Consider the following 26,003-nt stretch of genomic DNA (forward strand, 5'->3'; position numbering starts at 1 on the left):
ATCCCATTGTTAACGGCGGCTTAATCCCCGGCGCCCAGGCTGTGCGCATTCATCGCCATGGAGACCGCAATGCCGCTTATTTTCCGCAGCCTGTTGCTGCTGCTTGTCCTCTGGATGCCCGCCGTCCAGGCGCAAACCGGCTTTTTGCCGCCGGAACAGGCCTTCCGCCTCAGCGTCAGCGAGTTGGGCGACGGCCAGGTCCGCCTGCGCTGGGACATCCGCGACGGCTATTACCTGTATCGCAAGAATATCAAGATCTCGGCCGAGCCCGCCGGCAGCGTCCCGCCGCCGGCGATGCCGGCCGGCAAAACCATCCATGATGAATTCTTTGGCGAATCCGAGGTGTATTACCAGCGGCTGGAACTGCTGGTGCGGGCCGGCCAGGCGCGCCGCCTCGCTCTGAGCTGGCAAGGCTGCGCCGAAGCCGGCCTGTGCTATCCGCCGCAACATCGCGTCGTCGAGCTGTCCGGCGGCGGCCAGGCCGTCAACACCGCCGCCGCGGGAGCGCCCGGAACCGCCTCCCTCGCCGCGCCGCCCCTGGGCGAAGATCAGGCGCTGGCCGCGCGGCTGGCGCAATCCGGCGCGGGCTGGGTCTTGCTGGCCTTTTTCGGCCTGGGCCTGCTGATGACCTTCACGCCCTGCGTGCTGCCGATGGTGCCCATTCTCAGCAGCCTGATCGTCGGCAGCGGCGCCACGCCGCGGCGCGGCCTGGTCTTGGCGCTGGCCTTTGTGCTGCCGATGGCCTTGACCTACGCGGCGCTGGGCGCGCTGGCCGCCAGCATGGGGGCCAATCTGCAGGCCGCGCTGCAAACGCCGTGGGCGCTGGGCCTGTTCGCCGCGCTGTTCGTGCTGCTGGCGCTGGCCATGTTCGGCGTTTACGAGCTGCAATTGCCGGCTGCGCTGCGCGACCGGCTGGCCATGGCCAGCCAGCGCCAGCGCGGCGGCACCCTGGGCGGCGCGGCGGCGATGGGCGTGCTGTCCGCCTTGCTGGTGGGCCCCTGCATGACCGCGCCGCTGGCCGGCGCCCTGCTCTACATCAGCGACAGCGGCGACGTGCTCAAAGGCGGCCTGGCCTTGCTGGCCATGGGCCTGGGCATGGGCGTGCCGCTGTTGCTGGTGGGCGCACTGGGCGCCAAGCTGCTGCCGCGTCCCGGCCTGTGGATGAACCGGGTCAAAGCGGTGTTCGGCTTCCTGCTGCTGGGCATGGCGATCTGGTTCCTAGACCGCGTGCTGCCCCCTGCGGCCAGCCTGGCCTTGTGGGGCGCGTGGCTGGCCGCCGTCGCCGTCGGCCTGCTGACGCTGACCCGGCCCTGGCTCGCCAGCCCGGGCCAATGGACGCTGCGCGGCGCGGCGGCGCTGCTGGGCCTGTGGGCGGCGGCGATGCTGATCGGCGCGGCCGCCGGGCAGGGCGATCCGCTGCGGCCGCTCGCCTTCGTCTCCGCGGCGCCCGCGCCCGCCGCCGACATGGAACAGCTCGGCTTCGTCACCGTGCGCGATATCGGCGCGCTGCAACAGGGCCTGGACGAGGCCGCGCGCCAAGGCCAGTGGGCGCTGGTGGACTACTACGCCGACTGGTGCGTGGCCTGCAAGGAAATCGAGCGCAAGGTGTTTGGCGATCCCCGCGTGCAACAAGCGCTGGCCGGCATGAAGCTGCTGCGGCCCGACGTGACCGAGTCCGGCCCGGACAGCGCCGCGCTGCTCGCCTCGCGCCAGGTGATCGGGCCGCCGACGCTGCTGCTGATCGGCCCCGACGGCCAGGAGCGCCGCGCCCAGCGCATCGTCGGCGCGCTCGGTCCGGACGCCTTCCTGGAACGCCTGAACCAGGCGCGGCAGGCCCGCTGAACCCAACAACGCCGCCAAGGACCCTCAAATGCTTTTCAAAACCATTCCGCCGCTGCTGCTGGCCTTGAGCCTGCCTGTCCACGCCCTGGCCGCCCCGGCCAGGCCCGCGCCCATCCAGGCGCTGGAGCGCCAAGGCTATCAAATCCTGGACAGCTTTCCCGGGCCCGGCGGCCTCACCGGCTACGCCGCTCTGTATCTGGGGCGGCCGCAAACCCTCTACCTGACGCCGGACCGCAAGCAGGCCATCGTCGGCCAGCTCAGCGACGCCAACGGCGAGCCCTGGAACGCTCCGCTGCTGAATAAACAATTCAGCCAAGTCATGTGGCGGCAGTTGGAAGCCAGCCATTGGGTCGCCGACGGCGACGCCCGCGCCCCGCGCGTGGTCTACGCCTTCACCGACCCCAACTGCCCGTTCTGCAACCGCTTCTGGCAAGACGCCCGCCCCTGGGTGCAAGCCGGCAAAGTTCAAATCCGCCACATCCTGGTGGGCGTGATCAAGGCGGACAGCCCGGGAAAGGCCGCCGCCATCCTGGCCGCCGCCGACCCGGCCGCGACGCTCAACCGCCATGAGCGCCAACACGCCTCCGGCGGCGTGGCGCCGCTGGCCAAACCGCCGGCGGCGGTCAGCGCCAAGCTGGTCGCCAATCACCAATTGATGGAGCGCTTCGGCGTGTTCGCCACCCCGGTCATTTTCTACGCGGACCCCAAAGGCGATCTGCAAAAAATCCAGGGCGCGCCCAACGCCGAACGGCTGCTCCGCATTCTGGGGCCGCGCTGACGCCGGACTGGCGCAAGCCGCTGAATTTTTTGGAAGGCGCCCAGTCTATTCAGGCGTTTTAAAAAAACCGCCCCTCCATGCACGCGGCCTTATTCGGCAGCCGGCGCGCCGAGGGAGCCATGCCGCTCCGCGCGGCGCAGGACTGAATCATGCTTTCTTTTCACCTTGGCCCGCTGGCCATTCCGGTCAGCCTGGCCATTGTCGCCGCCGCCTGGCTTGCCGCCCACGGCGCCGGCCTGCTCGCAGGCCGCGGCCGCCGCGTCAGCGTGGCCGCCGACCTCAACGACATGCTGCTGTGGGGCTTCGTCGCCGCGCGCGTCGGCTTCGTCCTGTCCTGGTTTTCGCTGTACGCGCACCGGCCGCTGGCGATGCTGGACCTGCGCGACGGCGGCTTTCTGCCCTGGGCCGGCATCGCCGCCGCGCTGCTCCTGGCTGTCTGGCGCGGCTGGCGCGGCCCGGAACGGCGTCGCCCGCTGGCCGTCGCCGTCCTGATAGGCGCCCTGGCCTGGGCCGGCGGCGAGGCGCTGCAACAGGGCCGCACCAAGGCCGCGCTGTCCACCCGCGCGCTGCCGCAGCTGGACGGCGCTCCGGCCTCGCTGCCGGCGCTGGCCGCCGGCAAGCCGGTGGTGCTCAATCTCTGGGCCAGTTGGTGCCCGCCCTGCCTGAGGGAGATGCCGCTGCTGCAAGACGCCCAGCGGCAAAGGTCCGACGTGAGCTTCATCTTCGCCAATCAGGGCGAGGACGAAGTCGCTGTGCGCGAGTTCTTCCACAAGCAGCCGCTGCGGCTCAAGCACGTGCTGCTGGACCCTGGCGGCGCGCTGGGCCGAGAATACGGCTCGGCGGCGCTGCCCACCACCCTGTTTTTCGACGCCGACGGCCGCCTGGCCTCCGTCCACCTGGGCGAACTGTCAGCGGCCACCCTGGCCAGCAAACTGCAAACGCTCACCCGCTCAGACTCCAAGGAATAAGCGCACCATGACCGCCCCGCTCTCTTTCCGCCTGGCGCCGCTGGCGCTCTGGCTCAGCCTGAACGCCTTCGTCGCCCACGCCCAGTCCTGGCCTGCGCCCATCCAGGCGCTGGAGGCCCAGGGCTATGAAATTCTCGGCAGCTTCCCCGGCCCGTCCGGGCTAACCGGCTACGCCTCGCTCTATCTGGGCCGGCCGCAGGCCGTCTACCTGACCGCGGACGGCCAGCAGGCCATCGTCGGCAACGTCACCGACGCCAACGGCGACAAATGGCAGCCGGAGATGCTGGACCGACAGTTCAGCGCCGCGCTGTGGCGGCAACTGGAAAGCAGCCACTGGATCGCCGACGGCAAGGCCGGCGCCGAGCGCGTGGTCTACACCTTCACCGATCCCAACTGCCCGTACTGCCAACAGCTGTGGCGCGACGCCCGGCCCTGGGTGAGCGCGGGCAAGGTCCAGATCCGCCACATCCTGGTGGGCTTGCTGGCCGAGGACAGCCCGGCCAAGGCCGCCGCCATCCTGGCCGCGCCGAACCCGGCCGCCGCGCTGGCGCGCCACGAGGAAGGAGATTCAGTGCGGCCGCTGGCCAAACCGCCGGCCGCCGTCGGCGCCAAATTGGCGGCCAACCAGCAGCTGATGGAACGCTTCGGCGTGTTCGCCACCCCGGCGTCCTTCTACCGCGACGCCCGGGGCCAACTGCAAAAAGTGCAAGGCGTGCCCACGGCGGCCACGCTGCAAAAACTGCTCGGGCCGCGCTGAGCCCCTCGCTCTCGCCACCGCTGAATTGAACAAAACTTGCAAGCCCGCCGGCAACGCCGGCGGGTATCTTTACGCCAACAAACAGCGCTAGCCCCGTCCAAGCCGAACACCCCACCTTGCTTATAGCAACACCCTCGCCCGGCCTGCCACTCAGCCAATCCGCTGCCCTCAATTCAGCCTTGCCTCCCGCATGCCAATTTAAGGATCAAGCCATGCCCAGCCCCATTCACGCCAACCGAACCTCTTTCTCCCTGAACACGGCAACGGCCTCTCAACAGACACCGCTTCAGGTTGCCAGCGGCCCCCTGGCCAGCCGACTGCGAGGCATCTCGGCACAAACTATTCAACCCGTGCTGCGACAAACGGTGCCGGAGAGCGCCAAAACACTGAGCGAACCCCAATGGCGGCAATACTCATCCCGCGTGGCGGAAAAACTGACGGGCATACAGCAAGCAGAAATGTCGCTAGGCCTGGCCTACATGATGAATATGAATGAAAACGCCGGCCAACTCCCCGGAGAGAAAGCCAAAGCGCTGGAGCAATTGCTGGCACGCAACAATCAGGCGGGTGGCGCAGCCAGCCAACGCTGGCGAGCGGATACTCAAAAAGAAATCGAGCTGCTCAAAGCCGCGGATGCCAAGAACAGCGCGGTGGGACATACCTCCATCGCCTACGCCAATCTGGACGACTCCGCCAATCCGGGCTATGTCCGGGCCTATATGGCGGTATACGCCAAATCCACCGGGGACAACTTCAAGGATGTCGGCCAAAATCCAGACGGCAGCCTGAACGCCAGCGGCAAAGCGTTATGGATAGGCTTCGGCACGCCCCACCGCGCCTTGGGCTATTTGATGAAGTACAAAATGGCGGGGGCGGAAAGCCCGCTGATTCGCAGCTTTCTGGTCGACAAGCAGTTTTTGGAACAACAGCTGGGCAAGACGGAATCCGAGCCGCTGCGCGCCAAGCAAAGCGCCGCTGAAAAAAAACAGGTGAGCGGACAACACCTGATGAATGTCGACACCAAAGAGTTCAACCAGTTCGAAGTCAAAACCACCGCCAGGCGCGAGCAGGTGGAAGTCTTGCAAATTCGCGACAAAAAAACCGGCGAGCTCGTTGAAAAAACCATCAAGAAATCCAAGGAAGGGGAATCCGAGCTTATTCAAAGTCTGCTCGCCCACGCCAAGCCAGGCTCTTTGGAAACGATTGGCTACTCCTCTGCGCAAGCACAACACAATGACGCCAAAGAAGGGGTCTTCGTCGACATCGCCCGCTTCCACCAACAACTTGGATTTGACCCCGAGCATGGAGCGGTTGCATTCGGCGCGGATCATCTGCTCAATCTCAGCAAGGACAGCAAAGGCGACTGGGGCTTCGATACACCTACCGTTTTCCAAGACAAGGTTGTGCAATGGAAAAGCTTTTTCCACATGCTCGAATCGCTGGACGCCCCGGAAACCGCCGAGTTGCTGGCAGACCCCGCCATTAACGAACGCTTTCAGTCCATGCTGCGGGACGTACTGAGCGCCAACCGCCTGATGCCGGACGATATGAGCTTCGAGCCCGACGCGCCCAAGCAAAGCGATACCGAACAAGCGCGCGCCCAGCAACTGGCCCGCCCCTTAACTGCCGGCGCCCAGAAACTGCAACAGATCATCGCCAACGCGGAAACCCAGTCGCCATTACGGCAACTGGAGGCCATTAGCCGGAAAAACAGCTTTGGCCAATTCGAATTGAATCAGCAATTGCTTCGCAGCCTGAATTACAACCAGGCTTGGGACCGTCAACTTGGAGTCGAACTCAACGAAGCCTATCTGCAACTGCTGCAAGCCTTGGCCCAAGACCATGGGCAAACCGTGGCCGAGAAAACCGCCAAGCTGCTGCGCTCTCCCGACAATGGCAAACTCACTCTGGGCAAGCTGACTGGCTACTACCAGTCCGTGCTGGAGCACGGCAAGGCTCACCCGGAACTGCTGGATGCGCTCAAATCCTTGCTCAACACCATAGACAGCCAGGCCAGCCCCGCCACCATGGCCAAGCTGACCGCAAAGATCCAGAAGCAGTTGGACAAGATGCTGCGCGAGCGCGCCGGTCAGATGCCGGCCGCCCAAGCGCTCACCCTGAGTGCCATCAATGATCGATTGGAAAACATCAAGGAACGCGGCCTCGCGCTTGCAAGCCGACAAGCCGCCGCCGAAGCTCAACGCGAAGCCTTCCAACAGCAGCAGCAACAACGGTCGGCGCAGCTGCAGCAAGTGGCCAGCCATTACGGACTTGAAGTGCCCCGCTATATGCGCGATCAATTGAAACCCATCCACCTGGAACTGGCCGCCGCCCTGCACGCAGACTTCGAACGCCAAGCGGGGCAATTGCGCGCAAGTAGCCAAGATAAACAGAACATCGCTCTTGGGCACGCTCGGCAACTGGCACAGGGCTATAACGCCAACACTGAGGCCAAGCAAGCTCAGTTGACGCAGCTCCAGTCCCAACAGGACAAAGCAGGCCAAAAAACACTGAAGCAAGAATTGAAAGCCAACGCCAAAGCACTGGATGCGGTGCATAACGAGGCCTCTCGCATCAGCGGACAACACCGCCGCGAACTGGATTCCGCGCTCAGCGCTCTGACACGCGCCGGTAGGGAGCAATTAGCCAAGCAACTACTGGCCAGCGGCGTCTACCTGGAGCATCCCGCCGCGGAGAAAGCCGCGCTGGAACGCTGTCTGCAATCCGACGCCGCGCAACGCATCGTGGCCAAGGCGGTGGACGAAGCCAAGGACTTCAGCGGCCAGGTAAACAAGCACAAAGCCATTGAGCTGGCCAGCCGGCGACTGGTAGACCATGTGATGAGCGACAGTTTTTTCCGTGAAAAGATGAGCCAGATTGGACAAAGTTTCGCCAATCACGCGCAAGCGGCCCCGGAAGCCGGGGCCAGCGCAGCCGCCATCCCATCCTTGAGGCAGGCTCAATCCGCCGCAGGCAGCGAAGCCGAGCGGCAGGTGGCGGAAACCGCGCAGCAGCAAGTCAAACAGCAGGCCAAGACCGTGGCGGAAGAGCTGGCGCGCAAGCAAGCCGAAACTTCGGCCCGACAAGAGGCGGAACGCGTCGCCAAACAACAGGCGGAGCAGGCCGCTCAAGAACAGGCCGAGCGACGCGCGCGTGAACACGCTGAATCCGCGGCCCGCAAACAGGCCGAGCAAGCTGCGCGGGAGCAAGCGGAACGAGCCGCGCGCGAGCAGGCCGCCAGCGCGGCTCGCCAGCAGGCGGAACAAGCCGCGCGCCAACAGGCGGAAGCCGCCGCCAGACAGCAGGTGGAAGCGGCGGCGCGCGCCAGGGCGGAAGAATTATGGGTGCGCGATTTCAATCGCAAGATGGAACCGGCGGACACCAACTTGCTACACGCCCGCCTGGGCATGCTGAAAGACGAGCATGAAGAAATCCGCGTGAACAATGCTCTGGAAAATGCGCCAAGAGTGCCCAAAGCCAGCCCAGCCAGCGCGACCCGAGTCCGCCAGGCGGAAGCGCTAACGGCCGATGGCAAACCCCGCATTCTCTGACGCAAGCCTCAAGATCATTCCATGAACATCGCCGGCGGCGCGGACCTTGAATCCGCGCCGTTCGACGTCAAGGCCGGCAGCGCCGCGATCATGGCGCAGCCTGCTGCGCGTCGGCGAAATGGATAGAAACCGGAGTTGAAACCGTCTCCAAAACCTTCAGCCGGCCTGACGGCGGCTGCGCCGCCACTGCCACAAGGGCGGCAGCAAGAGCAGCGCGACCATGCCCAGCACCAGCCACAGCATATTGTCCTGCACCCACGGAATCGCCCCCAGCCAGTAGCCCATGGACAGCAGCCCGCCGCACCAGATCACCGCGCCCAACACGTTGTAGCAGGCGAAGCGGCGCGGACACATGCCGGACAAGCCGGCCAGAAACGGCGCCACCGTGCGCACGATGGGCACGAAGCGGCCGATGGTGATGGTGGGCGCGCCGTAGCGGTCGAAAAAGACCTGGGTCTTGGCCAGGTGCTGGGGCTTGACCCAGCCGCGCCGGATCAGCGTCTGTCCCAGCGCGGAGCGGCCGATGCTGTAATTCAGCAAATCCCCCAGGATGGCCGCCAGCGTGATCAGCCCCATCGGCCACCACGGCGACACCCCCTGCGCGCCCAGCAAGGCGCCGGTGGCGAACAAGAGCCCGTCGCCGGGCAGGAAGGGCAGCACCACCAGGCCGGTTTCGCAAAACACGATGGCGGCCACGATCCATACCCCCAGCACCCAGTTCTGCGCCAACAAGGACATCAGATTCTCATCGCCGAACAACCAGCTCAGAAACCCCATGGTCAACACGCTTGCTCTCCTCGCTCCAGTGAATTCTACGGCTCTAGCTGTTGACCGCCGCGCCGGGCGGATGTTTCCAGGTCCATGGCCGCTTCGCCGGAATCTTAATTTGACATGGGCATATTGTTTTGTTTTTAATGATGACAGCAAATGTCAGAATTGATTCTGCAACGGCTATCGACTTTCAAACTAAACCGCTTTTAGGAAGCCGCCATGCCTCAGTTGCCGCAAGCCCCCTTCTTATCCTCCTGTCCGCGCGCGGGAGCGCCGACGTGAGCGCCGGCCTGGCCGCCCCGGAACTCTCCAGCCAGGACGACGCGCTGCCGCTGTACCGCCAAGTGTATCAACGCTTCATCCAGGCCATCAGCCAGGGCAGCCTGACGCCGGGCCAGCGGGTGCCGTCCATCCGCGCGCTGGCCAGCGAGCTGCAAGTGTCGCGCAATACCGTGGAACTGGCTTACGAATTATTGATAGGCGAAGGTTATCTGGAGGCGCGCGGCCAGGCCGGCACCGTGGTGTCGCCGCGGCTGGCGGACGTGCGCATGCAGCAGCCGCGCCCGTCGGACGCGCCGGCGCCGCGCCCGGCCGGCCTGTCACTGTTCGACTCCGCCTCGGACTGGCAACCCTTGCCCTATCAGCTGGGCTTGCCGGCGCTGGACCTGTTCCCGCGCAAGCTGTGGGCCAGCCTGAACACCCGCCAGCTGCGGCTGCAAAACCGTTTCCTGTCCTACCCGCAACCGGCCGGCTACGGGCCGCTGCGCGAGGCCATCGCCGCCTATCTGCACCTGTCGCGCGGGCTGGACTGCTCGCCGCAGCAGGTGTTCATCACCGCCGGCTACCGCGGCGCGCTGAACCTGATCGGCCGCACCCTGCTGCGGCCGCTGGACCAGGTGTGGATAGAAGACCCCTGCTTCCCGCCCAGCCGCCACCTGATGGCGGAAATGGGCGCGGAGCTGGTGCCGGTGCCGGTGGACCGGGACGGCATGCAGGTGGCCGCCGCCAAGGAGAGGGCGCCGCACGCCCGTTTCGCGCTGGTGACCCCGGCGCATCAAAGCCCGCTGGGGGTGTCGCTGTCGCTGGTGCGGCGCCTGGAGCTGCTGGCCTGGGCCGAGCACAACAACGCCTTCATCATCGAAGACGATTACGACAGCGAATACCGCTACGACGGCCGCCCGCAGCCGGCGCTGGCCAGCCTGGGAGCCAACGACAACGTGCTCTACGTCGGCAGCTTCAGCAAGGTGCTGAGCCCGGCGCTGCGCCTGGCCTATCTGGTGGTGCCCAAGCCCTTGCTGGCGCGCTTCAACGCCGCCTGCCACACCTGGCACGACGGCTGCCCGCTGTTGAACCAGGGGGTGGTGGTGGATTTCATGCAGGAAGGCCACTTCATCCGCCATCTGCGCAAGATGCGCTCCGCCTACGCGCAGCGCCGCGAGCTGGTGATCGCCAGCCTGCGCCATGAGTTCGGCGACAGGATGAGCTTCGACGTGCCGGCCTGCGGCCTGCATCTGCTGGCGAGGCTGGATCGCTCGGAAGACGACATCGCCCTGGCGCAGCGCGCCAAGCGCGAGCGCTTCGGCATCGCCGCGTTGTCGGCGCGGGCGCTGGAGGCGGATTGCGGCAAGGGCCTGTTGTTCGGCTTCGCCAACGTAGCCACGCCGGAACAGGCCGCGCAGCAGGCGCGGAATCTGCGCCTGTGCCTGGAAGGCCGATTGTTGCCGCCAGGAGGCTGAGGGCGAGCTCTCTTGCCTGTCGCCGGCGGGTTTGGCGGGTATCGCCTACGGCTCCTCCCACCCTACAAATCCACATCTCGTAGGGTGGGCGGAGCGTAGCGATACCCACGCGGAAATGCGGCGGGATTGATGGGTATTCGATGGCCGAGTTTGGTGGCGGGGTTTGGCGGGTATCGCCTACGGCTCCTCCCACCCTACCAATCCGCCTGCCGTAGGGTGCGGTGGAGCGTAGCGATACCCACGCGGAAACGCGATGGGATTGAACTTTGGGCTTGGATGGCGGGGTTTGGTGGGTATCGCCTACGGCTCCACCCACCCTACAAATCCACATCTCGTAGGGTGGGTGGAGCGCAGCGATACCCACGCGGAAACGCGATGGGATCAATGCTTGGGCCTTGGCGGCGCGGTTTGGCGGGTCTAGCCTATCGGCTCCACCCGCCCTGGCAAGCCTCAATCCGGAATCACCGCCGTCGCTTCGATCTGCACCTTGGCGCCCGGCACCATCAGGGACGCCACCTGGAACGCGCTCATCACCGGGAAATGGCCGATCAATTCCCGGTAGGCGCGGCCCACTTCCCGGGCCTCGGCGAAATAGGCGTCGCGGTCGGACACATACCAAGTCAGCCGCACCAGATGCTCCGGCTTGGCGCCGGCCTCGGCCAGGACCGCCACGATGTTCTTCAGGATCTGGATCGCCTGCTCGGCGTAGCCCGGCCCCACCAGCTTTTCCTCCGCGTCCCAGCCCAGCTGGCCGGAGGTGAACACCATGGTGCCGCGCGCGGCGATGCCGTTGGCGTAGCCGCGCGGGCGCGCCCATTCCGGCGGTTGCAGAATTTGCATCATGCCGTCGCCTCCTCCAGCAAGCCGCTCAAGGCGGCGCGCACGTCGGCCGGCGTGTCGATGGCGGCGCCGCTGTCCAGCGAGATGTGCACCAGCACCTGGCGGCAGCGCAGCCGCAGTTCGCCGTTGGCGTGGCCTTCCATGTCCAGGGTCAGCGAGCTGCCGCCCAGCCGCGCCACGCGCAGTTGCAGCGTCAGCTGCTCGCCCTGGCGCGACGGGCGCAGGAATTCGCAGTCCAGCTTGACGATGGGCAGGCCCAGCCGGCGCGGGCCGATGAAGTCGGCGAAGCTGATGCCCAGGCCTTCGGTGAACCAGTCTTCCACCAGCCAGTTGCTCAGCACCAGATATTGCGGGAAGTAAACGATGCCGGCCGGATCGCAGTGGGAGAAGCGGATCGGGTAGGCCTTGGAAAAATGGGGATCTTGCATCTTGTCGCTTTCTTGGCGGGGGCGGCCGCGGCCGCCCCCTTGCATGTGTCAGACCAGCTCGGTTTCCGCTTGCGCGGCGCGCTCGGCCAGCCGCAGATAATTGCCCAGCATGCTGAGCCCCTGTTCGGTCAGCACCGATTCCGGGTGGAATTGCAGGCCGTGAATCGGCAGGCTGCGGTGGCGCAGCGCCATGATTTCGCCCCGGCCGCCGTCGGCGCGCAGCGCCCAGGCTGTGGCCACCAGCTCGTCCGGCAGCGCGTCCGCCACCAGCGAGTGATAGCGCGCCACCTTGAGGCCGTCGGCCAGGCCTTCGAACAGGCCCTCGCCGTCGTGATGGATGCGCGACACTTTGCCGTGCAGCACTTCGTCGGCGCGGCGCACCTGCGCGCCGAAGGCGGCGGCGATGCACTGGTGGCCCAGGCAGATGCCGAGGATGGGCAGGCGACCGGCGAAGCGGCGGATCGCCGCCAGCGACACCCCGGCCTCGGCGGGCGAACAGGGTCCGGGCGAGACGATCAGCGAGCGCGGCCGCAACGCTTCCATCTCCTCCAGGCCGATCTCGTCGTTGCGCCGCACCATGATGTCCGCGCCCAGCATGCCCAGGTACTGCACCACGTTGTAGGTGAAGGAATCGTAGTTATCGATCATCAAATGCATGCCGCCTCCTCTTGCCGCGCCGCCGCGGCCAGCTTGGCCGCCAGCAGCATCAGCCGGCTTTTTTCCAGGGTTTCCTGCCATTCGCGCTCGGCCAGCGAGTCCTGCACCACGCCGGCGCCGGCCTGCACGTGCAGCTGGCCGCCTTGCAGCACGCCGGTGCGGATGGTGATGGCCTGGTCGGCGTTGCCGCGCCAGCCGATGTAGCCGATGGAGCCGCCGTAGACCCCGCGCGAATGCGGCTCCAGCTCGGCGATCACCTCCAGCGCCCTCACCTTGGACGCGCCGCTGAGGGTGCCGGCCGGGAAGGTGCTCTTGAGCACGTCCAACGCCTGCGCCTGTTGCGGCAGCTTGCCGGACACGGTGGAGACGATGTGCATGACGTGCGAAAAGTTCTCCACGGTCAGCAACTCGTCCACCTGCACGCTGCCCAGCTCGGCCAGCCGGCCCAGATCGTTGCGCGCCAGGTCCACCAGCATCATGTGTTCGGCGATTTCCTTGGGATCGGCCAGCAGTTCGCGGCGCAGGTCCTGGTCTTCCGCCGCGTCCGCGCCGCGGCGGCGGGTGCCGGCCATCGGGCGGCTGGTCACGCGCTCGTCTTGCTGACGGAACAGCATTTCCGGCGAGGCGCCGACGATCTGGGCGTCGCCCAGATTGAGCAGGTAGCGGTAAGGCGTGTCGCCCAGGCCGGACAAGGCCCGGTACAGCGTGGGCGCGTCGGCGGCGAAGGGCTGGCTCATGCGCTGGGACAGCACCACCTGCATCACGTCGCCGGCGGCGATGTAGTCCTTGATCCGGCCCACCGCCCGCTGGAAGTCTTCGCGCGAAAAAGCGTGATTCAGCGCGGGGTCCGCCGCCGCGTCCGCGGCGAACGCCGGCGGCGGCTCCGGCGGTTCCGCCAACAGCGCGCGGGTGCGCTCGCACAGCTCCCGCAAGCGCCGCTGGCCGCGCGCGTAAGCGGCCGTCGCCTCGGTGGATTCGTGGACGATGCAATAGACGCTGGCCTGCTGGTGGTCCAGCACCAGCAAGTCCAGGCTCAGCCATTGCAGCGCGTCCGGCAGCGCCAGCCCTGACGGTTTGCGCGGCTGGCGGCGCAGCCGCGGCTCGATCAAACGGGTGGTTTCAAAGCCGAAGTAGCCGAACAGGCCGCCGGAGAACGGCGGCAAGGCGCTGAAGTGCGGCGCGCTCCAGCCTTGCCGCAGCCTGGCCAGCTCCGCCATCGGGTCCTCGCACTCCAGTTCGCGCAGCAGCTGGCCGTCGCGCCAATGGCGCAGCCGGCCTTCGTCCAGTTCCACCCGCTCGCGGCAGGGCAGGCCGATCACCGAATAGGCGCGCTGGAACTCGCCGTCGCGCCAGTGGCCGGTTTCAAACAGATAGTCGCTGCCCTGGTTGGCCAGCGCCTGGTACAGCGCCAGCGGGTCCGCGCCCGCCGGCAGCGGCAGGGTCTGCCACAGCGGCGCCAGGCTGAAGCCGTGGTCGCCGTAACGCAGAAACGCCTCTTCGCTCAGCATACTTTTTCCTCCTTGCGCTCCGCCTGTTCCCGGGCGGCCAGTTGCGCCATCGCGCGCCGGTCCGGCTTGCCGTTCTTGTTCAGCGGAATCTCCTCCAGCGCCAACACCAGCGCCGGGCGCTTATAGCTTTCCAGATGGGCTTCCAGCGTGGCGTGCACCAGGCGCACCAGCGCCTCGCTGTCGTCGCCGGCGCGCAGGATCAACGCCGGGCGGGCTTCGCCGTCGCGGTCCGGCGCGGCCACCACGTAGGCGTCGCCCAGTTCCGGCAACAGCGCGGCCAGCAAGTTTTCGATTTCCACCGGCACCACCCAGCGGCCGAACACCTTGAAGCGGTCGTCCTCGCGGCCGTGGAAACTCAGATAGCCGTGCTCGTCGCGGCTGAACAGGTCGCCGGTGCGATACCAACCGTCCTGGAAACGCTCCTGTTCTTCCTGCGGACGCCGCCAGTAGCCCAGCGCGCGGCTGGGCGCCTTGACCAGCAGCACCCCGCATTCGCCGGCCGGCGCGTCCCGGCCGTCGGCGTCGACGATGCGCGCCTCCCAGCCCGGCAACATGCGGCCGACGCTGCCGGAGCGCAGCGCGTCCGGGTAGCTGGTGGCGAACACATGGCACATTTCGGTGGCGCCGATGCCGTCGTGCAGATCGAAGCCGAAGCGCTGCCGCCAGCGCCGCGCCAAGGGGGCGGACAGCGGAGCGCCGGCGGAGAAGGCCAGCCGGATCGCCACGTCGGACGGCTCCAGGCCGTGTTCCAGCAGCAGCCGGTACAGGGTGGGCACGGCGAACAGCACGGTGGGGCGGAACTGGCGCAGCACGCCGGCCACCCGTTCGGCCGACGGCCAGGCGCCGTCCAGCACCCCGCAAGCGCCCAGATAGAGCGGGAAGAACAGGCTGTTGCCCATGCCGTAGCCAAAGAAGGATTTGGGCACCGAGTACAGCACGTCGTCCGCGCCCAGCCGCAGCTGGCCGGCGGCGAAATGCGAGCACACCGCCAGCATGGAGCGGGCGCTGTGCACCACGCCCTTGGCCTGGCCGGTGCTGCCGGAGGTGTACTGGATCAGCGCCGGCGCGTCTTCCGGCTGCCGCGCGAAATCGTCCCAGTCGTCGTCGGGGCTGTCGCCGGCCAGCCATTCCAGATGAGCGCCGGCGTCCAGCAGCCGCAGCTTGGCCGCGGCCGGCCACACCGCGATCTGCGAGGACTGGCCCAGGCACAGCGCCGGGGCGGCGTCGGCCAGCAGATGGTGCAGCGAGGCGGCGTCCAGCCGCGGATTGGCCACCACCGGCAAAGCGCCCACCGCCAGCGCGGCGTAGAAGGCCACCGCCAGCTCCGGGCCGTCGTCCAGCGCGATCAGCACGCGCTCGCCGGCGGCCACGCCCTCGCCTTGCAGCCAGGCGGCCTGGCGGCGCAGCGCGCGGTTGAGCTGGCGGTAGCTGAGGCTGAAGCCGGGGCCGACGAAGCAGAGCCGGTCGCTGTCCGGCCGGCTGGCGGCCAGGCGCTCGGCCAGATTGATCAGCGGTTCCGGGGCGGCGGCGTCCGGCGCCGGCCGCGCCGCCGCGCCGGAGGGCTGGGTCAGCGCGGCGATCAAGCGATCGGTCAGGGCCAGCGCCTGGCGCGGGTTGAGGCGCGGGTCGCAACTGCTGTGGTAGGCGCGGCCCAGGTCTTCCTCGGCCAGCGCGTCCGGCCCGCCCAGGCATTCGGTGACGTCCTGGGCGCTCAATTCCAGGTGCACGCCGCCGGCGTGGCTGCCGCAGTCGCGGTGGGCGGCGAGGAAGGCTTCCACCTCGGCCAGGATGTCTTCATAGCGCCGGGTCTTCACGCCGTTGGCGGCCTGTACGCCGTTGCCGTGCATCGGGTCGCACAGCCACAGCACCTGGCGGCCTTCGGCGCTCACCGCGTCCAGCAGCTCCGGCAGGCGCTGGATGTTAGCCGCGCCGAAGCGGGTGATCAGGGTCAGCCGGCCGGCTTCGTTGTCCGGGTTCAGCGCGTCGATCAGGCGCAGCAGCTCGTCGCGCGCCATGCCGGGGCCCACTTTGACGCCGACGGGGTTGTTCACGCCGCGCAGGAATTCCACGTGCGCGCCGTCCAGCTGGCGGGTGCGTTCGCCCACCCACAGGAAGTGGCCGGAGCCGCAATACCAGTCGCCGCGCTCGTCCTGCTGCAGCTGGGCCTGTTCATAGGGCAGCAGCAGCGCCTCGTGGCTGACGTAGTAGCCGCTGTCGCGCGGCGCGACCTCGCGGTCCAGGCCGCGCAGATAGTTGAGGCTGGCGGCGGCGTGGAAGTAGGCGGATTCCAGCCGCTGCGGGTCGTGGGCGCGCGCGGCGGCGGCGAATTCCACGCCGTTGATGATGTCGCCGCGATAGCTGGGCAGGCTCAAGCCGCCCAGCGCTTCTTGCGGCTGGCTGCGCGGCTTGGCGTACTGGCCGGCGATGCGGCCGATGCGCAGCACCGGGCGTTGCAGCGCCTGGCCCAGGTCCGCGGCCATGCGTTCCAGCAGGCGGTAGTGGCCGCCCAGCACCTCCGGCCGCAGGCCGGCGAAGCGCTCGGCGCAGTCGCCGGCCTGGATGACGAAGCCCTCGCCGCGCGCCACCCCGGCCAGCGCGGCGCGCAGCCGGCGGATTTCGGCGGAGGGCACCAGATTGGGATAGGCGCTCAAACGCGACAGCACGGCGCGCAGCGCGGCGCCGTCGTCGTAATCGGGCATTTGCGTGTGCGGTTTCGCCTGCCAGCTGCTTGGGCTCCAGGCTTTGGATAGTGTCAGCATCGTGATCTCGTTTTATCGGGTGCTGATTGGGAAAACCTCGCCCGGCAAGAGCCGCTTGCGCCGGGCAAGGCTGCGGGCCGGGCCGCCCGGTGGGCAGGCGGTCCGGCCGGGGCTCAGGCGCTCAGTTCTTCGCGCAGCGCGATGCCGCCCAGGTTCTGCAACAAGGGCGCGTTCTCGCAGGCCAGGTAGACGCACTCCTCCGCGCCGGTGTTGACGTGCTGGTGCTCGGCCCAGACCGGCACGTAGATGGCGTCGCCGGCGCGCCACGGCACTTGGCGGTCGCCGATACGGGAATAGCCCTGGCCCTGGGTGACGTAGATCACCGTCTCGTAGTTGTGGCGGTGCAGACGGGTGGCCTCGCCCTCTTCCAGCCGGCCTATGGTCAGGCTGATGGTGCGGCTGGGCAGGTCGACGATGTGCACCTTGTGCTTGCGCTCGGAGGAGAAGGCCTGGTCGCCGCCCTGGCTGGCCGCCATCACCTGCTGGTGGCTCAGCCGCTCCGGCAGCTGGGCCTGCAACTGGCTGGGCACGCGCCAGAAATCGGCGGAGGAGAAATGGCCGGCCGGGGCCGCGGCCGGCGCGGCGACCGGCTGCGCCTGGCAATGCGCCCAGATGGCGTCGAACATCGCCACGCGGCGGGCGATCAGCTCGCGGCCCACGGCGATGGCCTGCTCGCGGCGCGCGTCCTGGTCCAGGGTCAGGCGCTGCATGATGGCCAGCATGGTCAGCGCGTGATCCTCGTCTTCCTCGATGTGCAGGCTGAAGAACTCGGTGGCGTCCTCGCCGAAGCCGTGGTGCTGCAGCGCTTGCAGGATGGGGCGGTAGATCAGCGGCACGATGGCTTCAGCGCCCAGGCACATCGCGGCCAGGCCGGCCAGCGCGTCCGGGGACTGGCAGTGGCCCATCATGGTGTCCACCATCGCCAGGGTCTGCGGCAGCGGCGCGTGCGAGGCCGGGGCCGCGCCCACCACGCGCAGGGTGCGCTGGAACATTTCGGCGTGGGTGATGCTGCTGCCGCCGTCCACGCCCATTTCCTCGCGCATGTTTTCCATCAGCGCCATCACGTCGGCCGGGTCGCTCAGCTGGCCCATCAGCGCGCACAGATAGCGGGTGAAGTGGCGCGAGTAATGGCTGTGCTGGATCAGCAGGGTGCGCACGGTGGCCAGGCTGGCCTCCTTGCGCTCCAGCGCTTGCAGCAGCGGGTGCTCCACCAGGCCTTGCAGGTCTTCTTCTTTCAACCAGTCTGCCCAGATCAGGCTCATGCCTGCGATCAACGGGGTCTTGCTGCCGCTTTTTTCCAACAATGCTTCCATGTCCATCTCCCAATCGAAGTGTGCGGTTCGCGGCGCGGAAGGCGCCGCGGCGTCCAGGTGTTGCGGTGTTGCGAAATCAGGCCCGGGCAAAGCGCAGCGCCGGGTTGCGCCAGCTCAGGAACAGCAGCCCGGCGGCGGCGCAGGCCGCCGGGAACAGATACATGCCGGCCCAGCCCAGCCGGTGGATGGCGAGGCCGCCCAGCCAGGAGCCGAGCGCGGCGCCGAAGAAGAAAACCGTCATGAACAGGCTGTTCAGCCGCGAGGCGGCGGCCGGATCTATGCCCAGCACCCGGCCCTGGGCGATGGTCTGCACCGAACGCACGCCCAGATCGGTCACCATCAGGAAGGCCACGATCATCAGCACCTGGCTGCCCAGCCAGACGCCGGCCAGCGAGGTGGCGGCGATGCCGACGCCCAGCAGCGCGATCACGCCGTGCCAGTCCAGCCGGCGCTGCAGCCATTGCGCCAGCCACGGCGCGCGCAGCGCGGCGATGGAGGTGAAGGCCAGCAGGCCGGTCTGGCCGGCGTTCCAGTTCAGGGTGGCGTGGGTCAGCGAGGACAGATTGGCCCAGATGCCGTTGGAGGCGGCGAAGAAGCAGGCGGCCACCAGCGCCAGCCGGCGCAGCTCCGGCAGCTTCAGCCACAGCGCGCCCTGCTGGCCCAGCATGCGGCCGTAGCGCAGCTGGCCGGCCAGCGGCACCTCGCCGATGCAGCCGCGCAGCGCCAGGCCGATGACGAAGGTCAGGGCGCCCACCACCAGGTAGATGCCGCGCCAGCCGATGTGCTCGCCGCCCCAGCCGGCCAGCACCCGCGCCAGCAGCAGGCCGGCGAACAAGGAAGTGAGCAGGCTGCCCACCACCCGTCCGCGCTGCTCCGCCGCCAGCGCCTTGGCGCTGTAGGCCAGCAGCAGCTGGCCGCCGATGGACAGCAGGCCGGCCAGGCCGCATAACAGCACCATCAGCCACGGCGACGGGGCGATGCCCACCAGCAGCAGCACCGCGCCCAGCGCCAGCATGGTGGCGGGGATCAGCCGGCGCGGCGCAATCATGTCGCCCAGCGGCAAGCCCAGGATCAGCCCGGCGCCGTAGCCGAACTGCGTGGCTACCGACAGCCCCCACAACGAGTCCGCGGACAGGCCGAAGGAGACGGCGATCAGCTGCGTCATCGATTGGTGGTAGACCACCGCCGCCACGGAAAACCCGGTGGCCAGGCAATAGAGGGTCAGCGCCCAGCGGGACAGGGCGTTTTGAGAGGTCATGATGTGTGTCCTTAGGCGCGGATCAGTCGAATGACAGCGCCAGTGTTGAAGTCAGCGGGCGGCTGCGGCAGCTGAGCACATAGCCGGCGGCCACCTCCTCCGGCGCCAGCGCGTGCGGCGCTTCCATATCCACTTCGCCGGCCAGCACCTGGCAGCGGCAGGTGGCGCAGACGCCGGCCTTGCAGGAGTAACGCGGCGTGACGCCGGCTTGCAGCAGCGCGTCCAGCAGGTTGTCCACCGGCGCGCCCAGTTCCACCTGGCGCTGCATGCCGTCCATCCTCACCGTCACCCGCACCCGCTCCGGGCTGTCCGCCGGCGCGCGCTCTGCGCGGGCCGGGCCGGCGGCCGGTGCCGCGGCGTAGTGTTCGCTGCGGACGCGCTCCGGCGGCAGGCCGCTGTCGCTCAGCGCCTGGCTGACCGCCGCCATCATGCCGGCCGGGCCGCAGACGTAGGCGTGGTCGATGGAGGCCGCCGGCAGGCAGCCGCGCAGCAGCGCCAGGCAGCGTTCGCGGTCCAGCCGGCCGTTGAACAGCTCGATCTCCTGCTCTTCCGCGCTGAACAGATAGATCAGCGACAGCCGCGCCGGGTAGCGGTCCTTCAGCGTGGCCAGCGTTTCCCGGAACTGCAGCGAGGCCAGGTTGCGGTTGCAATAGACCAGGGTGAAGCGGCTGAGCGGCTCGCGCAGCAGCGTGGCCTGCAAGATGGACAAGACCGGGGTGATGCCGCTGCCGGCGGCGAAGCCGGCGTAGTGGCGGGCCGCTTCCGGCGCCGACGGCAGGCCGAAGCGGCCGGACGGCGGCAAGGCCTCCAGCATCGCGCCCGGCCCCAGGCTGTCGTGCGCCCATTGCGAGAAGCGGCCGCCGGCCACCCGCTTGATCGCCAGCTGCAGCCGCGGCGCGTCCGGCGCGTTGCACAGCGAATAACTGCGGCGCACTTCCTCGCCGTCCAGCCAGGCGCGCAGGGTCAGATGCTGGCCCGGCTCGTGGCGGAAGCGGTCGCGGTGCTCCTCCGACGGCTCCAGCGTCAGCAGCAGACTGTCCGGCGTGTCGCGCTGGATCTCGGTCAGCTGCAAGGGGTAAAACTGCGGCATGGCTGCTTCCTCATAAACTCTTGAAGTGCTCGAACGGATTGCGGCAGGCCTCGCACTGGTACAGCGATTTGCAGGCGGTGCCGCCGAATTCGCCCTGCGGGCGGGTGGCGTCGGAGCCGCAGCGCGGACAGGGCACCCGCGGCGCGGCGACGGCGACGAAGCTCAGCCGCTGCCAGCCCGGCTCCGCCGGCAAGGGCGGAGCGATGCCGGCGGCGCGCAGCTTGGAGCGGCCGCTCTCGCTGAGCCAGTCCGTGCTCCAGGCCGGGTGCAGCCGCGTTTCCAGCCGCACCGCCTCCACGCCGCGGTCTTGCAGGGTCTGGCGGATATTGCTGTCTATCTGCGCCTTGGCCGGGCAGCCGCTATAGGTGGGCGTCACCACCACGCGCAGCGCGTCGTCCTCCCAGCGCACGTCGCGCACGATGCCCAGGTCCACGATGGAGACATAGGGCATCTCCGGGTCCGGAATGCCGGCCAGCCATTCCCAGACGCGCTCGGTGCCGCTTTGCACCTCCTGGCCGTGCACCCGGCTCACCAGCCGGCTCCCGGGTGGGCGCGGCTCAGGAACTGCATTTCCATCAGCAGCGCCACCAGCGCCTCGCCGTGCGCGCCGCGCTTGCCGCCGCTGACGCCGGGCGCCGCGCGCGGCGGCTCCAGCGTGGCCGCGGCCAGCACTTCGTTGACGTAGGCCAGCCATTCCGGATACAGCGCGGCCAGGTCGCAACCCACGCCCTGGGCCAGCATCGCCTGTTCCAGTTCGTCCATCTCGAACAGCTCGCCCACGTAATGCCAGCAGCGCTCCAGCGCCAGCAGGCAGAATTCGCGGCTTTGCCGGCTGCCGTCGCCCAGCCTCACCACCCAGCCGCTGCTGCGGCGCAGGTGGTAAGTGGCCTCTTTCAGCGCCTTGGCGGCGATGGCGGCCACTTCCGCGTCCGCCGAATCCGACAGCTCGCGCAGCAGCAGGCAATGCCAGCTGTCGAACAGGAACTGGCGCATCTGGGTGTCGGCGAAATTGCCGCGGGTCAGCTCCACCAGCAGCACGTTGCGGAAGGCCTGGGCGTCGCGGCCGTAGGCCAGATCGTCCTCGCTCTGCGCCGGCGTCAGCCCGCGGCCGGCGGCGTCCAGCCACAGCCGCGCCTGGCCCAGCAGGTCCAGCGCCACATTGCTCAGCGCCAGGTCTTCTTCCAGCGTGGGCGCGTGGCCGCACCATTCGCACAAGCGCTGCGACAGGATCAGCGCGTTGTCGCCCAGGCGCAGCAGGTATTCCGCGCGCAGGTTTTTCAATTCCGGATGCAGGGTCACAGGTGTTGCACTCCCTCTGGCACCTCGTAATAGGTGGCGTGGCGGAAACCCTTGTCCGCCGCGGTCTCGAACCACGGCGCGCGCTCCACCTCGCCGCTGCTCACCAGATCTTCGGCGGCCACCAGCCACAGGCTGACGAACTCGCCGCGGCGGGTGAACACATCGCGCGCGTGCTGCAGCGCCATCGCCGCATCGCTGGCCTGCACGCTGCCCACGTGGCGATGCGCCACGCCGTTCTGGCTGCGCGCGAACACTTCCCACAGCTTCCACTCATGCATCTCGTTCTCCTTGCGGCCGCGCCGCCAGCTTGGCGGCGTGGCAGGCGGCGGCTTCGCGCACCCAGGCACCCTCGTCCCAGGACCGGCGGCGGCTGGCGATGCGTTCGCGGTTGCACAGGCCCTGGCCCCGGATCACCCGGTTGAATTCGTCCCAGTCGATGCGGCCGATCTCGTAATGGCCGGTGTCCGGGTTGAAGCGCAGATCCGGGTCCGGCACCGTCAGGCCCAGGTGCAGCACTTGCGGCACGGTCTGGTCGACGAACTTCTGGCGCAGGGTGTCGTTGGAATACAGCTTGACGCCCCAGCGCATCGAGCGCTGCGAGTGCACCGAATCCTCGTCCGGCGGGCCGAACACCATCACCGTCGGCCACCACCAGCGGTTGAGCGCGTCTTGCGCCATCCGCCGCTGCGCCGGCGTGCCCTCCGCCAGCCGCCGCACCAGATCGAAGCCCTGGCGGTGGTGGAAGCTCTCCTCCTGGCAGATGCGCACCATGGCGCGGGCGTAAGGGCCGTAGGAACAGCGCGACAGCGGCACCTGGTTGACGATGGCGGCGCCGTCGGTCAGCCAGCCGATCATGCCGACGTCGGCCCAGCTCAAGGCCGGATAATTGAAAATATTCAGATACTTGGCCTCGCCGGCCAGCAGCTGGCCGTAAGCCTGCTCCCGGCTCAGGCCCAGGCTCTCCAGCGCGCTGTACAGATACTGGGCGTGGCCGGCCTCGTCCTGCACCTTGGCCAGCAGGATGCATTTGCGGCTGAGGCTGGGCGCGCGGGTGATCCAGGCGCCCTCCGGCAGCATGCCCACGTATTCGGAATGGGCGTGCTGCGCCATCTGCCGCTGCAGGGTGCGGCGGTAGGCCGCCGGCATCCAGTCCTGCGGCTCTATCTTCTCGCCGCGGTCTATCCGCTGTTGAAACGCCTGCTCCAGCGCTTCCAGATCGTCCGTCGTCGCCATCCCTCAGCCCCTCAGGTAATCCAGCAGGCTCTGCGGCTCCGCCGCCGCCTCCGGCTGACGGTCCAGCGACTGGTTCCAGCGCAGCGCGCTGAATACGTCGCGCAGGCCGTCGTCGTAGTCGCGCTGCCAGCTCCAGAACTGCTCGCGCGCCACGCGCTTGAGCACCTTGCCGGTGGAGCCCACCGGCAGCGCGTAGCCGTCGCCCAGCACGCCCACGCACACGGTGTAGTCCGGCAGCGCGCCGCGGCCCTTGAACGGGAAGCAGTCCAGCGCCTGGCGCAGCACCTCGTCCGCGTCCAGCGTCGCGCCGGCCTTGCCGCGCGCCAGCACCAGCACCGCTTCTTCGCGCGTCGGCCCGCGCGAAACGCCGATCACGCTGACGTCGAACAGGTCCGCATGGCTCAGCAAATGCTCTTCCAGCAGCAGGGTGTAGGCCGGCACGCCCAGCGGCGTCGGCACCGCGTCCACGATGCGGTCCAGGTGCACGAACTCGCCGTTGTCCAGGCGCAGGCCGATGTCGCCGGTCAGCCAGTAGCCGTTCAGCGTGGTCAGCGCGGTCAGGTGCGGCTGGCCGTAATAGCCCGGCGTCACCGTGGGCGAGCGCACGCCGATATAGCCCGGCTGGCCGTCCGGCAGCAGCTCGCCCTGCGGGGTGAGCACGTCGCAGCGCGCGTAGGACGCGGCCGCGCCCACGGTGCGCTTGCTGGCCACCTGCTCCGGCGTGGACACCTTGAAGAACTGCGACATGCCCAGCTCGGACGCGCCGAACATATCGGTGAAGCGGCCCCGCGGCGCCAGGCGCAGCAGCTGGCGGATATGCGCCTCGTGCGCGGTGTCGCCGGTGTTGTAATAGCGGCGCACCGAGTCGAAATAGCCGTCCGGCAGGTTCAGCTCGGCGAAGGAAGCGTAAGTCTGCGAGAACGCGGTGACGATGGTGGGCTGGAAGCTGGCGATCAGATTGGCCGCCACCTGGCCGGTTTGCGTCGCCAGCGCCAGCGCCGGCAATTGCAGCATGGTGGCCGTCATCAGATAGCTGATGCCGGCCGCGTGGGTGGGCGGCATCGCCGTGGCCAGCTTGTCCTCGTCTTGCTCGACGAAGCCGCGCAAGCGCTCGCGCTTGCCGTTGAAGAACTGCGCGTGGCCGAACAGCACCGCCTTGGGAATGCCGGTGGTGCCGGAACTGTGGCACACCATCACGATGTCCTCGTCCTTCACCGCCGCCGGCCAGCCGGAGGACGGCAACGGCGCCAGCGCCACCGCCGCGCCGGCGTTGAAGCCCGCGTCCAGCGCGGTGAGGCCGCGCAGCGCGCCGGCCAGGTCCCAGCGCGCGTCGGTTTCCTTGTCGTAGACGAACACGTCGAAGCGGTTGCGCTGCGCGTACAGCGCCGCGATGTCGGCGCGCAGATGGCCGTTGATCAGCACCGGCACGCAGCCCAGACTGCCCAGCGCCAGGAAGTGCAGGAAGGACGGAATGCCGTCGCCCAGGAACAAGCAGACATGCCGCCCGGCCTGGATGCCCTGCTGGCGGTACCAGGCCGCCAGATCGCTCACCAGATGGAACAGGCTGTCCAGGGAAAAGGACTGATAGGCGTTGCCGCGCGGGCCGATAAAAGGCTTTTCCAGGAACAGATAGTCTTCCCGGCTGCCGCCGTAGGCGGCGTGGGCTTTGAACAGGAAATTGCCGGCGCCCAGTTCCGGATCGTTGAACAGCGCGTCCCAGGCTTGCTTTTTAATCAGGTGGTCCATGTCGGTGTGTGTCTGCTGGCGTTGGTTAAGCCCGCCGCTTGCGGCCAGGCGGGTGGGGGGACTGTCCGCGAGCCCGCTCCGCGAGCGGGCCCTGGCTCAGGCGCTTACTGGCGCATGCCGACGGCGAGACGGTTCATGCCGTTCATCAGCGCGATGGCGAAGGTCAGATCGGAAATCTCCTGATCGCTGAAATGCGCTTTCAGCGGCAGATAGGCGGCGTCGTCGGCGTGGCTGTCCACGACATAGGTCAGCGCCTCGGCCCATTCCAGCGCGGCCTTCTCGCGCTCGCTGAACTGGGCGCTGACGCGCCAGCCGGCCAGCTCCGCCAGGCGGCGGTCGCTTTCCTCGCGCTCGCGCAGCGCCTTGGTGTGCATGTTCAGGCAGAAGGAACAACCGTTGATCTGCGACACGCGCAGATAGATCAGCTCGATCAGCGGCAGGCCCAGCACGCTCTTTTCCAGGCCCTGCTTCACCAGGCGGAAGCCCTGCAGCAGTTCCGGGGACAATTCGTAATAAGCAAGACGCAAGCTACTCATGATCAACACTCCTAAATTTGGATAAGGACAGGAAGCGGGCGCGGCCCGGCCGCGCCCGGAAACTTCAGACGCGGCGCGCGCCCGGCGTCGGCTCCAGCGAACTGGCCAGATACACCAGCGCGGCGCAGGCGGCGCAGGTGAGCACGCTGAAATTCAGCGACAGCTTCAGGCTCTGGAACGCGGCCATGCTCAAGGCGAACACCAGCAGCAGCGCCGCGCTGATCCAGGCGGAGGCGCGCAGTTGAACGCCCAGCAACAGGGTCACGCCCAGCACCGCCTCCAACGCGTTCACCGCCCAGGCCAAGACCGGAATCAGGCCGGCCGGCGCCCACGGGCACAGCTTGGCCACGTGGCGATAGAAGTTCTCCATCGTTCCCCAGGACACCCCCAGTTCGCCCATATGGCCCCAGAAGCCGAAGCGATCCGCCACCGCCGACAAGAACGCCGCCGCCAACGCGAACCGGGCCAACAGCAACACCGCCTTCCAGGCGCTTTCCTTTTGCATGCCTAAACCTCCCAATCGATATGGATGCCAAACAGCGGCGGCGCGCCGCCACGTTATGCAATATGGATTGCACTGTAATAGACATACTCGATACGCATAAGGGACAAGAATGAATTTTCCGACCATGACAAAGCGCATGACGGAATTTGGAAACCGGAAAGACGGCGCGCGGATCGCCAGGCGGCAAGATACGCAAGCCATTGAAAAGAAAACGGGATTCATAGAAACAAGAACGCGCGGACCTGGGCCGCGCCAACGTCCAAGCCGCCGGGACATGACCCCGTCGCCGCCGCGCCGGCATGACCCCGTCCGCGCCGCAGCCTGTCCGGACGGACAGCCCCGCCTGGCAAAAACACCCTTTACCCGCCGCCGCCGCCGCGCTTAGAGTCTGTTTACGATCTAGCGAGCAAGAGCGAGACAAGGCGAAA

The 26,003-nt window shown here is 67.9% G+C and carries 22 protein-coding genes; 6 read left to right on the forward strand and 16 right to left on the reverse strand.

Going from position 1 to position 26,003, the window contains the following annotated elements:
• Window positions 1-69: 69 nt before the first annotated feature.
• From dsbD to VK98_RS22155, 5 genes are all read left to right on the forward strand, one after another.
• Window positions 70-1,842 (forward strand): protein-disulfide reductase DsbD, encoded by a 1,773-nt coding sequence (gene dsbD, locus VK98_RS22135; RefSeq protein WP_048416086.1) that lies wholly within the window; start codon window positions 70-72, stop codon window positions 1,840-1,842.
• A 28-nt stretch (window positions 1,843-1,870) separates the two neighbouring features.
• Window positions 1,871-2,620 carry a thiol:disulfide interchange protein DsbG gene (gene dsbG, locus VK98_RS22140; protein WP_053077548.1) on the forward strand — a complete coding sequence of 250 codons (750 nt, stop codon included), beginning with the start codon at window positions 1,871-1,873 and terminating at the stop codon, window positions 2,618-2,620.
• A gap of 149 nt (window positions 2,621-2,769) precedes the next feature.
• Window positions 2,770-3,588: a TlpA disulfide reductase family protein gene (locus VK98_RS22145; RefSeq protein WP_048416087.1), complete on the forward strand. Its 819-nt coding sequence runs from the start codon at window positions 2,770-2,772 to the stop codon at window positions 3,586-3,588.
• A gap of 7 nt (window positions 3,589-3,595) precedes the next feature.
• Entirely contained in the window at window positions 3,596-4,345 is a 750-nt protein-coding gene (gene dsbG, locus VK98_RS22150) for a thiol:disulfide interchange protein DsbG (RefSeq protein WP_048416088.1), read from the forward strand.
• A 212-nt stretch (window positions 4,346-4,557) separates the two neighbouring features.
• Window positions 4,558-7,896 carry a hypothetical protein gene (locus VK98_RS22155; RefSeq protein WP_156188020.1) on the forward strand — a complete coding sequence of 1,113 codons (3,339 nt, stop codon included), beginning with the start codon at window positions 4,558-4,560 and terminating at the stop codon, window positions 7,894-7,896.
• A 156-nt stretch (window positions 7,897-8,052) separates the two neighbouring features.
• Here the strand turns inward: VK98_RS22155 and VK98_RS22160 are convergent, their stop codons facing one another.
• A complete protein-coding gene (locus VK98_RS22160) occupies window positions 8,053-8,673 on the reverse strand; it encodes a VTT domain-containing protein (RefSeq protein ID WP_048416090.1) in 621 nt (206 codons plus the stop codon).
• Window positions 8,674-8,945: 272 nt separating this feature from the next.
• Between VK98_RS22160 and VK98_RS22165 the strand changes: the two genes are divergently transcribed.
• Window positions 8,946-10,403 carry a PLP-dependent aminotransferase family protein gene (locus VK98_RS22165; RefSeq protein ID WP_197083143.1) on the forward strand — a complete coding sequence of 486 codons (1,458 nt, stop codon included), beginning with the start codon at window positions 8,946-8,948 and terminating at the stop codon, window positions 10,401-10,403.
• Between the two features lie 450 nt (window positions 10,404-10,853).
• On the opposite strand, the gene VK98_RS22170 is transcribed toward VK98_RS22165, so the two are convergent.
• From VK98_RS22170 to VK98_RS22250, 15 genes are all read right to left on the reverse strand, one after another.
• Window positions 10,854-11,246 (reverse strand): RidA family protein, encoded by a 393-nt coding sequence (locus VK98_RS22170; RefSeq protein WP_048416091.1) that lies wholly within the window; start codon window positions 11,244-11,246, stop codon window positions 10,854-10,856.
• Window positions 11,243-11,671 (reverse strand): thioesterase family protein, encoded by a 429-nt coding sequence (locus VK98_RS22175; protein ID WP_048416113.1) that lies wholly within the window; start codon window positions 11,669-11,671, stop codon window positions 11,243-11,245. Before VK98_RS22175 ends, VK98_RS22170 begins: the two co-directional genes overlap by 4 nt.
• A 48-nt stretch (window positions 11,672-11,719) precedes the next feature.
• Entirely contained in the window at window positions 11,720-12,328 is a 609-nt protein-coding gene (locus tag VK98_RS22180; RefSeq protein ID WP_048416092.1) for an aminodeoxychorismate/anthranilate synthase component II, read from the reverse strand.
• Window positions 12,319-13,836: an anthranilate synthase component I family protein gene (locus tag VK98_RS22185; RefSeq protein WP_048416093.1), complete on the reverse strand. Its 1,518-nt coding sequence runs from the start codon at window positions 13,834-13,836 to the stop codon at window positions 12,319-12,321. The genes VK98_RS22180 and VK98_RS22185 overlap by 10 nt, the downstream gene beginning before the upstream one ends.
• A complete protein-coding gene (locus VK98_RS24090) occupies window positions 13,830-16,595 on the reverse strand; it encodes a 3-deoxy-7-phosphoheptulonate synthase (protein WP_197083144.1) in 2,766 nt (921 codons plus the stop codon). The genes VK98_RS22185 and VK98_RS24090 overlap by 7 nt, the downstream gene beginning before the upstream one ends.
• Before the next feature lie 113 nt (window positions 16,596-16,708).
• Window positions 16,709-17,908, reverse strand: a complete 1,200-nt coding sequence (locus VK98_RS23950) for an iron-containing redox enzyme family protein (RefSeq protein WP_156188021.1) — start codon at window positions 17,906-17,908, stop codon at window positions 16,709-16,711.
• 76 nt (window positions 17,909-17,984) lie between these two features.
• The gene (locus VK98_RS22210) at window positions 17,985-19,166 is read right to left on the reverse strand and encodes an MFS transporter (RefSeq protein WP_048416094.1); all 1,182 of its coding nucleotides are present in this window, start codon (window positions 19,164-19,166) and stop codon (window positions 17,985-17,987) included.
• Between the two features lie 22 nt (window positions 19,167-19,188).
• The gene (locus VK98_RS22215; RefSeq protein WP_048416095.1) at window positions 19,189-20,256 is read right to left on the reverse strand and encodes a 2Fe-2S iron-sulfur cluster-binding protein; all 1,068 of its coding nucleotides are present in this window, start codon (window positions 20,254-20,256) and stop codon (window positions 19,189-19,191) included.
• Between the two features lie 10 nt (window positions 20,257-20,266).
• Window positions 20,267-20,788, reverse strand: a complete 522-nt coding sequence (paaD, locus tag VK98_RS22220; protein WP_197083145.1) for a 1,2-phenylacetyl-CoA epoxidase subunit PaaD — start codon at window positions 20,786-20,788, stop codon at window positions 20,267-20,269.
• Window positions 20,785-21,555 (reverse strand): 1,2-phenylacetyl-CoA epoxidase subunit PaaC, encoded by a 771-nt coding sequence (gene paaC, locus VK98_RS22225; RefSeq protein WP_082159193.1) that lies wholly within the window; start codon window positions 21,553-21,555, stop codon window positions 20,785-20,787. Before paaC ends, paaD begins: the two co-directional genes overlap by 4 nt.
• Window positions 21,552-21,833, reverse strand: a complete 282-nt coding sequence (gene paaB, locus VK98_RS22230) for a 1,2-phenylacetyl-CoA epoxidase subunit PaaB (RefSeq protein ID WP_019104274.1) — start codon at window positions 21,831-21,833, stop codon at window positions 21,552-21,554. Before paaB ends, paaC begins: the two co-directional genes overlap by 4 nt.
• On the reverse strand, window positions 21,826-22,788 hold the full coding sequence (gene paaA / locus VK98_RS22235; RefSeq protein ID WP_048416096.1) for a 1,2-phenylacetyl-CoA epoxidase subunit PaaA: 963 nt from the start codon (window positions 22,786-22,788) through the stop codon (window positions 21,826-21,828). Before paaA ends, paaB begins: the two co-directional genes overlap by 8 nt.
• Window positions 22,789-22,791: 3 nt before the next feature.
• Complete coding sequence (locus tag VK98_RS22240; protein WP_048416097.1) at window positions 22,792-24,534, reverse strand: class I adenylate-forming enzyme family protein; 1,743 nt, start codon at window positions 24,532-24,534, stop codon at window positions 22,792-22,794.
• A gap of 104 nt (window positions 24,535-24,638) precedes the next feature.
• Entirely contained in the window at window positions 24,639-25,070 is a 432-nt protein-coding gene (locus VK98_RS22245; RefSeq protein WP_019104277.1) for a carboxymuconolactone decarboxylase family protein, read from the reverse strand.
• A 64-nt stretch (window positions 25,071-25,134) separates the two neighbouring features.
• Window positions 25,135-25,575, reverse strand: coding sequence for a MauE/DoxX family redox-associated membrane protein (locus tag VK98_RS22250; protein WP_048416098.1), 441 nt, complete (start codon window positions 25,573-25,575; stop codon window positions 25,135-25,137).
• Window positions 25,576-26,003: the final 428 nt, after the last annotated feature.

The sequence above is a fragment of the Chromobacterium sp. LK11 genome, assembly GCF_001043705.1.
GTDB lineage: Bacteria > Pseudomonadota > Gammaproteobacteria > Burkholderiales > Chromobacteriaceae > Chromobacterium > Chromobacterium alkanivorans.